This is a genomic window from Pseudomonas sp. 22072 (assembly GCF_052046095.1).
GTDB classification, from domain to species: Bacteria; Pseudomonadota; Gammaproteobacteria; order Pseudomonadales; family Pseudomonadaceae; genus Aquipseudomonas; species Aquipseudomonas paracarnis.
In genome coordinates this window covers 77,489-87,300 of sequence record NZ_JBQEQE010000018.1, presented here as the reverse complement: position 1 = coordinate 87,300, position 9,812 = coordinate 77,489, and the positions used below count along the sequence as shown (strand labels likewise).

Here is a 9,812-nt window from a genome sequence, read left to right as displayed (position 1 = left end):
GCCCAGCGGGAGCAAGCTCCCTCGCCACAGCAGGCCCGCAGCTACGAGGGATTGGGTTGAGTCGGTCATAGCGCAGTGTCCAGGGCAGCATCGGTACGCACGCCGCGCCAGGCGTTGAAGCGATGGCGCGCGCGGTCCAGGTAAAGGTAAACCACCGGGGTGGTGTAAAGGGTCAGAACCTGGCTGAACACCAGGCCGCCAATAATGGTCAGGCCCAACGGGTGGCGCATCTCCGCACCATCACCACTGCCGAGCAGCAACGGCAAGGCACCGAGGATCGCGGCCAGGGTGGTCATCAGAATCGGCCGCAGGCGCAACAGACAGGCGCTGCGGATCGACTCCAGCGGGCTCATGCCATCGTTGCGCTCCAATTGCAGCGCCAGGTCGATCATCAGGATCGCGTTCTTCTTCACCACGCCGATCAACAGGAACAAACCCAGCAGCGAGATCAGGCTGAACTCGCCCCCGAGCAGGTAGATCGCCAACAACGCACCGACACCGGCCGACGGCAGCGTAGACAGGATGGTCAGCGGGTGGATGTAGCTTTCATACAAGATACCCAGCACCAGGTACACCGCCACCAGCGCGCCGAGAATCATGAACGGCTGGCCTTTCTGGGTCGCGGCGAACGCATCGGCAGTGCCGGCCATCTTGGCGATCACATCCTCGGGCAACCCGACTTTGGCAATCGCACGCTCGATAGCCGCCGTGCCCTGCTCCACCGTGACCCCGGGCGCCATGTCGAAGGCGATATTCTCCGAAGCGAACTGGCCTTCATGGCTGACGCGGTCGTCGGCCAGGCTGTTCTCATAGTGGGCAATGGTCGACAACGGCACCCGTGCGCCGTCGGCCGTGATCACCTGCACCTGGTTGAGGGTGATCGGGTCCTGGGCGTATTTGGGGTTGACCTCCATCACCACCTGGTACTGGTTGAGGCTGTCGTAAATGGTGGAAATCTGCCGTTGGCTGTAGGCGTTGTTGAGCACCGCCGTGACCATGTCCATGTCGATGCCCAGGCGCTTGGCCTGGTCGCGGTCGACAATCAACGTCACCTGGGCCGCGCCGCGGCCTTCGCGGGCGTCGATGGCGGTCAGCTCCGGCAACTCACGCATCGCCGCCACGACTTTCGGGTACCACAGGCGCAACGCGGCCAGGTCGCCGCTTTGCAGGATGTAGGAATATTGCGCGCTGGTCTGGTCGCGGCCGCCCCCGAACTGCAGGTCCTGGTCGGCCATAAGGAACAAGCGCCCGCCCGGCACCAGCGGCACCTCCTTGCGCAGGCGCTCGATCACCGCCTGGGCGGAGATCTTGCGTTCGCCAAGCGGCTTGAGGCGCACCAGCATCACTGCGTTGTTAGTGCCTTGGTTGCCACCGATAAAGCCGGCCACACTGAGCACCGCCGGGTCCTTGAGCACCGCCTGGCGAAAGATCTCCATCTTCGGCTGCATGACGCTGAACGACAGGCCATCGTCACCGCGCACGAAGCCGATCAACTGGCCGGTGTCCTGCTGGGGCATGAAGGTTTTGGGCACCACCACGTACAGCGCGATATTCACGCCCACGGTGACGAACAGGCTGAGCAAGGTCAGGCGCCGATGGCGCAGCACCCAATCCAGGCTGGTGGCGTAGCCGGCGACCATGCGCTCGTTGATCTTCTGGCTCCAGCGCTGCAAACCGGTCTGCCGGTCCTTCACATGCGGCTTCAACCAGCGAGCGCACAGCATGGGTGTCAAGGTCAGCGAGACAATCAGCGAGACGATGATCGCCGCCGACAAGGTGATGGAAAACTCGCGGAACAGGTTGGTAACAATGCCGCCCATGAACAGGATCGACAGGAACACCGCCACCAGCGACACGTTCATCGACAGCAAGGTAAAGCCCACTTCCTGGGCGCCCAGGTAGGCGGCTTTCATCGGTGGCACGCCGTCGTCGATGTGCCGGGAAATGTTCTCCAGCACCACGATGGCATCGTCCACGACCAAACCGGTGGCGAGGATCAGCGCCATCAGCGAGAAGTTGTTCAGAGAAAACCCGTACAGGTACATCACCGCGAAGGTGCCCACCAGCGATACCGGCACCGCCAGGGTCGGGATCAGCGAAGCACGGAAGTTACCCAAGAACAGGTACACCACCAGGATCACCAGCCCCACGGCAATCAGCAGGGTCATTTCCGCCTCATGCAGGGTGGCAGTGATCACTGGCGAGCGGTCCATGGCCAGGCTGAGCTTGACGCTGGACGGCAACACCGCCTGCAACGCCGGCAACTGGGCCTTGATCTGCCGCACGGTTTCGATGATGTTGGCGCCGGACTGGCGGTTGATCACCAGCAACACCGCCGAATCATTGTTGAAGAAGCCGCTATTGTAGCGGTCTTCCACGCCATCAGTGATCTTCGCCACGTCCTTGAGGCGCAGGGCGGCGCCGTCCTGGTAGCGAATCAGCAGGGGCTCATAGTCCTTGGCTTTCTCCAACTGGTCGTTGGCCTGGATCTGCCAGTTGCGCTCGCTGTCTTCCAGTGAGCCTTTGGGCCGGCGCTGGTTGGCATTGGCGATGGTGTTGCGCACATCGTCCAGGGCGACGCCGTACTGATCGAGGGCCTTGGGTTCCAGTTCGATGCGCACCGCCGGCAGCGAACTGCCGCCGATCTGCACTTCGCCCACACCCGGCACCTGGGACAGGCTCTGGGACAGAATGGTCGAGGCCAGGTCGTACAACTGACCCTTCTGCAACACGTCGGAGGTCAGCGACAGCACCATGATCGGCGCCTGGGACGGGTTGATCTTCTTGTAGGTGGGCATGCTGCGCATGCCACTGGGCAGCAGGTTGCGCGACGCGTTGATGGCCGCCTGCACTTCCCGCGCCGCCCCGTTGATATCGCGGTCGGAATCGAACGCCAGAATCACCCGGGTAGAGCCCTGGCTCGACGAGCTGCTCATGGTGGTGATACCGGCAATCGCGCCGAATGAACGCTCCAGCGGCGTGGCCACCGTAGACGCCATCACCTCGGGGCTGGCGCCGGGCAAGCTGGCCGACACCACGATCACCGGAAAGTCGATCTGCGGCAATGGCGACACCGGCAACAAATTGAAGCTGACGCCACCGAGCAACATGATCGCCAGGCTCAGCAGCATGGTCGCGACCGGCCGGCGGATGAAAGGTCCGGACAGGTTCATGGCTCAACCGGCTCCAGGCGTTGTGGCTCTTTGCGCCAGCGCCGGCCAAGACGATCGAAGTACAGGTAGATCACCGGTGTGGTGAACAGCGTCAACACCTGGCTCACCAGCAACCCGCCGACCATCACCAGGCCCAGGGGCTGGCGCAGTTCGGCGCCGGAGCCGCTCGCTAGCATCAAAGGCACCGCGCCGAACAAGGCAGCCAGGGTCGTCATCAGGATGGGCCGGAAGCGCAACAGCGCGGCCTGGTAGATCGCGGTCTGCGGGTCCAGGCCCTGGTTGCGTTCGGCGTCGAGGGCGAAGTCGATCATCATGATCGCGTTCTTTTTCACGATACCGATCAGCAGGATGATGCCAATGATCGCGATCATGCCCAGGTCATTGCCACTGAGCAGCAACGCCAGCAAGGCCCCCACCGCCGCCGACGGCAAGGTCGATAGGATAGTGATCGGGTGGATGTAGCTCTCATAGAGCACACCGAGCACGATGTACATGGTGACCACCGCCGCCAGGATCAACAGCAAGGTGCTCGACAACGAGGCTTCGAACGCCTGGGCCGCGCCCTGGAACTGGGTTTGCACGCCCACCGGCATGCCGATGTCCTTCTGGGTCTGGTTGATCAGTTCCACGCCTTTGCCCAGCGCTACGCCGGGCGCCAGGTTGAACGACATCATCACCGCTGGGAACTGGCCGATATGGGCAATTGCCAATTGCGCCTGGCGCTGTTCCACATGGGCCAGGCTCGACAGCCGTACCTGACCACCGTCAGTGGTTTTCACATGGATCTGGTTGAGGGCCGCCGGGCCGAGGGTTTCGCCGGACTGGGCCTGCAACACCACTCGATACTGGCTGGCCTGGGTGTAGATGGTGGAGATCTGGCGCTGGCCGAAGGCGTCATACAGCGCATCGGTGATGGTCGAGACACTTACGCCCAGGCGCGAGGCCGCGTCGCGGTCGATCACCAGGTACACCTGCAAGCCTTTGTCCTGCAGGTCACTGGCCACGTCGGTGAGTTCCGGCAACTGGCTGAGGGCGTGTACCAGCTTGCCGCTCCATAACGCCAACAACTCGGCGTCCGGGGAGGACATGCTGAACTGGTACTGGGTACGGCTGACCCTGTCCTCGATGGTGAGGTCCTGCACCGGTTGCATGAACAGGCGGATACCCACCAGCTTGTCAATCTGCGGTTGCAGGCGGGTGATGACCTCGGCTGCGCTCAAGTCGCGCTGGCCGTGAGCCTTGAGGTTGATGAGCAAGCGGCCGCTGTTGAGGGTGGCGTTATCGCCATCCACGCCAATGTAGGACGACAGGCTCTCGACCGCAGGGTCGGCGAGAATGATCTTCGCCAGTTCCTGCTGGCGCTGGCTCATGGCCGCAAAGGAAATCGACTGCGGCGCCTCGGAAATCCCCTGGATCACCCCGGTGTCCTGCACCGGAAAAAAACCCTTGGGCACCACCAGGTACAGCACCACCGTAAGCCCCAGGGTGGCGATCGCCACCAGCAACGTCAGCGGCTGGTGCTTGAGCACCCACTGCAACTTGCGGCCGTAGGCTTCGATCAGCCAATCAATCCAGGCGCCGCTGGCTTTGTAGAAGCGGCCCTGCTCTTCTTCCTTGGGTTCACGCTTGAGCAGGCGCGCACACATCATGGGCGTGAGGGTCAGGGACACTACCAGGGAAATCAAGATCGCCACTGCCAGGGTGATGGCAAACTCACGGAACAGCCGCCCGACCACGTCGGCCATGAACAGCAACGGGATCAATACCGCGATCAACGACAGCGTGAGGGACACCAGGGTGAAACCGATCTGCTTGGCGCCCTTGAGCGCGGCCGCCATCGGCGTCTCGCCTTCCTCGATATAGCGCGAAATGTTCTCCAGCATCACGATGGCGTCGTCCACCACAAACCCGGTGGCGATGGTCAGGGCCATCAGCGTCAGGTTATTGATGGAGAATCCGGCCAGGTACATCACACCAAAGGTGCCCACCAGGGACAGCGGCACGGCGATGGACGGAATGATCGTGGCGCTGACCCGGCGCAGGAACAGGAACGTCACCATGACCACCAGAGCAATGGCGATCAGAAGCTCGTGTTGCACGTCTTTGACCGAAGCGCGGATGGTCTGGGTGCGGTCGGTGAGCACCGTCACGTCCAGGCCGGCCGGCAGGTTGTCGGTGATGCTCGGCAGCAGGGCCTTGATACGGTCTACCACCTCGATCACGTTGGCGCCCGGCTGGCGCTGGATATTGAGCAACACGGCCTGGTTCTCGTTGGCCCAGGCGGCAAGGCGCTCGTTTTCGGCGCCGTCGACGATCTGCGCGACATCCTTGAGCCGCAGCGGAGCGCCATTGTTGTAGGCCAGGATCAGTTCGGCGTATTGCTCGGGCGAGACCAGTTGGTCGTTGGCGTCGAGCATCGAAACGCGGGTGGGGCCGTCAAAGTTACCTTTGGGCTGGTTGACGTTGGAGGCGGCGATCAGGGCGCGTACGTCCGAGAGGTTCAAGCCATTGGCCGCCAGGGCCTCGGGGTTGACCTTGATACGCACGGCCTGGCGCTGGCCACCGGCGATGCTGACCATGCCGACACCGCTGATCTGCGCGATTTTCTGCGCCATGCGTGTGTCGACCAAATCATTGAGCTTGGGCAGCAACATGGTCTTGGAGGTGATTGCCAGGGTCAGCACCGGGGTATCCGCCGGGTTGACCTTGTTGTACACCGGCGGCGCCGGCAGATCCTTGGGCAACAGGTTGGTGGCGGCGTTGATCGCGGCCTGCACCTGTTGCTCGGCCACATCCATATTGATGTCGAGGTTGAAACGCAGGGTCAGCACCGAGGCGCCGCCGGAGCTGGTAGAGGCCATCTGGGTCAGCCCGGGCATCTGCCCGAACTGGCGCTCCAGCGGTGCGGTGACCGCGCTGGTCATCACATCGGGGCTGGCGCCGGGGTACAGGGTCATCACCCGGATAGTCGGGTAATCCACCTGGGGCAACGCCGACACCGGCAGCAGGCGGTACGAAATGATGCCGGCCAAGACAATGGCCAGCATGCTCAGCGTGGTGGCGACCGGGCGAAGGATGAACAGGCGCGACAGGTTCATGAACCGACCTTTTGCGCCTTGCCGGCGTCAGCCCCGGTCTCCCCTTTCGCTGCGGGCTTGCCTTGCAGGTGCTCGGGCGGCGTGGTCGGCACCTCGCTGCTGGCGTTGACCACTTCGATCTCGCTGCCGTCCTTGAGGCGGTCGGTGCCTTCCAGCACCACGCGGTCGCCAGCGACCAGGCCTTCCTTGATCACGGTGTTTTCGCCATCGGTGTCACCTACCACCAAGGGCTGGACCTTGACCTTCTTGTCGCCGTCGAGCTTGTAGACAAAGGTGCCATTGTTGCCGAACTGGATCGCCGCAGATGGCGCCAGCACCACGTTCTTCAAGGTATCAGCCAGCAGGTGCACATTGACGAACTGGTTGGGGAACAGCGCCTGGTCCTTGTTATCGAAACGCGCCTTGAACTTCAGCGTGCCGGTGGTGACGTCAATCTGGTTGTCCAGGCTTTGCAGTACACCGACCGCCTGCTTTTTCACGTCGCCACGGTCCCAGGCTTCCACGGGCAACTTGTTACCGGCGTGGTAACGAGCCAGCACGGTTTCCAGGGTATTTTCCGGCAGGGTGAAGGCCACGCTGATTGGCTGGGTCTGGGTGATTACCGCCAGGGCGGTGGTGTCGTTGGCGGCGACGAGGTTGCCGACGTCAAGCTGGCGCAAACCGACCCGGCCGCTGATGGGCGCGCGGATTTTGGTGAATTCCAGGTTGAGCTTTGCGTCGTCCACCGCGCCCTGGTTGGTCTTGACCGTGCCCTGGTACTGCAACACCAGCGCTTCGGCGGTGTCCAGGGTTTGCTTGGCGATACTGTCCTGGGCATACAGGTCGCGATAACGCTGTACATCGACCTGGGCGTTCTTCAACTGGGCCTGGTTCTGCAGCAAGGTGCCCTGGGCCTGGAGCAAGGCGTTCTGGTAGCTGCGCGGGTCGATTTCTGCCAGCAGGTCACCGGCCTTGACCATTTGCCCTTCCTCGAAGGCGATCTTGACCAGCTCGCCGCCCACCCGGCTGCGCACATTAATGGTGTTCAGCGCCGTGACCGTACCCAGCGCCTTGTAGTACACCGGGAACTCACCCAGCACTGCAGGGGCCACGCGCACCGGCACTGGGCCAGTGGACCCGCCGAAGCCCGGGCGCGCCATGCCGGTTTTACCCGTGTGCCCGGCCGGAGCGTCTTTATGGGCCGCGCCGCTGGGCCAGAATTTCCAGCACAGGCCGGCGATAACCAGCAGCACGAGCAGGCCAAACAGCCAGCGGCGGGAGTTGCGGGGGGAGGATTGCATGGAGTGATCAACCATTGGGCGCGAGAGCTTCTACTTTGGGAGGCTGAAAGATAAGCACTGGGGGGCCTTAAGAAAAGCACCTTTACCGGCTATTTACTTTGGGCTTACAACGTTTAACTTCTGATCTTAGTCCACCGGCTATTTCGCTAAACCGCTGACGCTCAAATAAAAACGGCCTGGACTAGGCCAGGCCGCAATCATGCATCATACGTGTTACTGCCAAACGACAGTCATACGTAGAAACAGTTACTTCAACACAGCCAGGGCGGCGTCGTAGTTTGGCTCTTCAGCAATTTCCTTGACCAACTCACTGTGCAGCACGTTGTCGTTTTCATCCAGCACCACGACAGCGCGAGCGGTCAGGCCCTGCAGCGGGCCGTCAGCGATGGAAACACCGTAGTCAACGGCGAAGTCGGCATTGCGGAAATCCGACAGGTTCTTAACGTTTTCCAGGCCTTCGGAGCCACAGAAACGCGCTTGGGCGAATGGCAGGTCGGAGGAGATGCACAGGACCACGGTGTTGGCCACATCGTTGGCCTGGGCATTGAACTTGCGCACGGAAGTGGCGCAGGTTGGGGTATCAACGCTTGGGAAGATGTTCAGCACTTTGCGCTTGCCGGCAAAGGTAGCCAGGGTGGCGTTGGACAGGTCGCCGGCGGTCAGGGTGAAGTCTGCAGCTTTGGCGCCGACTTTCGGCAGTTCGCCTTCAACCTGGACCGGGTTGCCTTTAAGGGTGACTTGAGCCATGAACGGAATCCTTATGCTGGTTTTTGGTTAAACAAATTCGAGAGGCGGAAGTTAACCACAAAGTGCCGACGCTACCTACCGCCAGACACAAATTGTCATGTCGTCAGGTTGTGGTTTAATTGCGCGCTTTTCGCCCGCCCTTCAAGGAAACCGTCGTCGATGAATCAGCCTGTCACCAAAGTCCTGGTCATTGGTTACGTCTGGCCGGAGCCCCGCTCCTCGGCCGCGGGCGGGCATATGATGCAAATCCTTGAGAGTTTTCTTACGCAAGGTTGGGACATTACCTTCAGCAGCCCGGCCACCATTGGCGAGCACAAGGCCGACTTGCCGGCACTCGGGATCGCCGAACGCACCATCGAACTGAATAACAGCAGTTTCGACGACTTTATTCGCGAACTGGCCCCGGATATCGTGCTGTTCGACCGTTTCATGATGGAGGAGCAATTCGGCTGGCGCGTAGAACAATGCTGCCCCGACGCCCTGCGCGTGCTGGAAACCTCCGACCTGCAAAGCCTGCGCGACGCCCGTCACCAGCGGCTCAAAGAGCAGGTGAAAGCCCAACCCGACAGCGACGACTTCAGCGCCCTGTTCGCGCCGGCGCTGGAAGACGAGTTCCAACGCATGGCCGACACCGACCTGGCCAAACGCGAAATCGCCGCCATTTACCGCTGTGACATCAGCTTGATGATCTCCGACGTGGAAATCCGTCTGCTCACCGAACAGTTCAAGGTGCCTGCCGCCCTGCTCCACTGGTGCCCCTTGATGCTGCAACCGCCCACCGACGCATTTGCGCCCTTTGACGACCGTGCGCATTTCCTCAGCATCGGTAACTTCCGCCACGCGCCCAATTGGGATGCGGTGCTGTGGATGAAGCACCGCCTGTGGCCACTGATCCGCCAACAACTGCCAGGCGCCCAATTGCATATCTACGGCGCCTACACCCCGCCCAAGGCCACCGCCCTGCACAATCAGGCCCAGGGTTTCCATGTAATGAACTGGGCCGAAGATGCGCTGCAAGTCATGACCGCCGCGCGCATCTGCCTGGCACCGTTGCGCTTTGGCGCGGGCATCAAGGGCAAGTTGGTCGACGCCATGCTGTGCGGCACGCCCAGTGTCACGACCCCAATCGGCGCCGAGGCCATGGGCGATGACCAGCCCTGGCCAGGCGTGATTGCACAGGATGCCCCGGCCCTGGCTGCCGCTGCCGTGGCCCTTTATCAGGACCGTGAGCGCTGGACCCGCGCCCAGGAACACGGGCGCCAACTGCTGGCCCGGCGCTATGACCAGAACATCCACGGGGCCGCCTTGGTGGAATGCCTGGAACGCTGTCGCCGCAACCTCGCTGCCCATCGCAGGGACAACTTCACCGGCGGCATGCTGCGCCACCACGCGCATAAAAGTACCCAATATATGTCCCAGTGGATCGAGGCGAAAAACCGCACCCTGTAAACACTGCTGCTGGCGAGGACGTGCGTGACGGGGCATTATCCTACGCAGCGATCACAATAAAGCGA

At 62.0% G+C, this 9,812-nt stretch carries 5 protein-coding genes; 1 reads left to right on the top strand and 4 read right to left on the bottom strand.

All coding sequences use genetic code 11. The annotated features are described in order from the left end of the window. Positions 1–65 precede the first annotated feature (65 nt). The 4 genes from ACTJLA_RS18920 to tpx form a co-directional block, all read right to left on the bottom strand. A complete protein-coding gene (locus ACTJLA_RS18920; protein ID WP_054921435.1) occupies positions 66–3,173 on the bottom strand; it encodes an efflux RND transporter permease subunit in 3,108 nt (1,035 codons plus the stop codon). Further along, on the bottom strand, positions 3,170–6,271 hold the full coding sequence (locus ACTJLA_RS18915; protein WP_014718694.1) for an MdtB/MuxB family multidrug efflux RND transporter permease subunit: 3,102 nt from the start codon (positions 6,269–6,271) through the stop codon (positions 3,170–3,172). The genes ACTJLA_RS18920 and ACTJLA_RS18915 overlap by 4 nt, the downstream gene beginning before the upstream one ends. After that, a complete protein-coding gene (locus tag ACTJLA_RS18910) occupies positions 6,268–7,566 on the bottom strand; it encodes an MdtA/MuxA family multidrug efflux RND transporter periplasmic adaptor subunit (protein ID WP_054897448.1) in 1,299 nt (432 codons plus the stop codon). The genes ACTJLA_RS18915 and ACTJLA_RS18910 overlap by 4 nt, the downstream gene beginning before the upstream one ends. 231 nt (positions 7,567–7,797) lie before the next feature. Further along, the gene (gene tpx, locus ACTJLA_RS18905) at positions 7,798–8,298 is read right to left on the bottom strand and encodes a thiol peroxidase (RefSeq protein ID WP_003190967.1); all 501 of its coding nucleotides are present in this window, start codon (positions 8,296–8,298) and stop codon (positions 7,798–7,800) included. 159 nt (positions 8,299–8,457) lie between these two features. Between tpx and ACTJLA_RS18900 the strand changes: the two genes are divergently transcribed. After that, on the top strand, positions 8,458–9,747 hold the full coding sequence (locus ACTJLA_RS18900) for a glycosyltransferase (protein ID WP_054897449.1): 1,290 nt from the start codon (positions 8,458–8,460) through the stop codon (positions 9,745–9,747). Positions 9,748–9,812 lie beyond the last annotated feature (65 nt).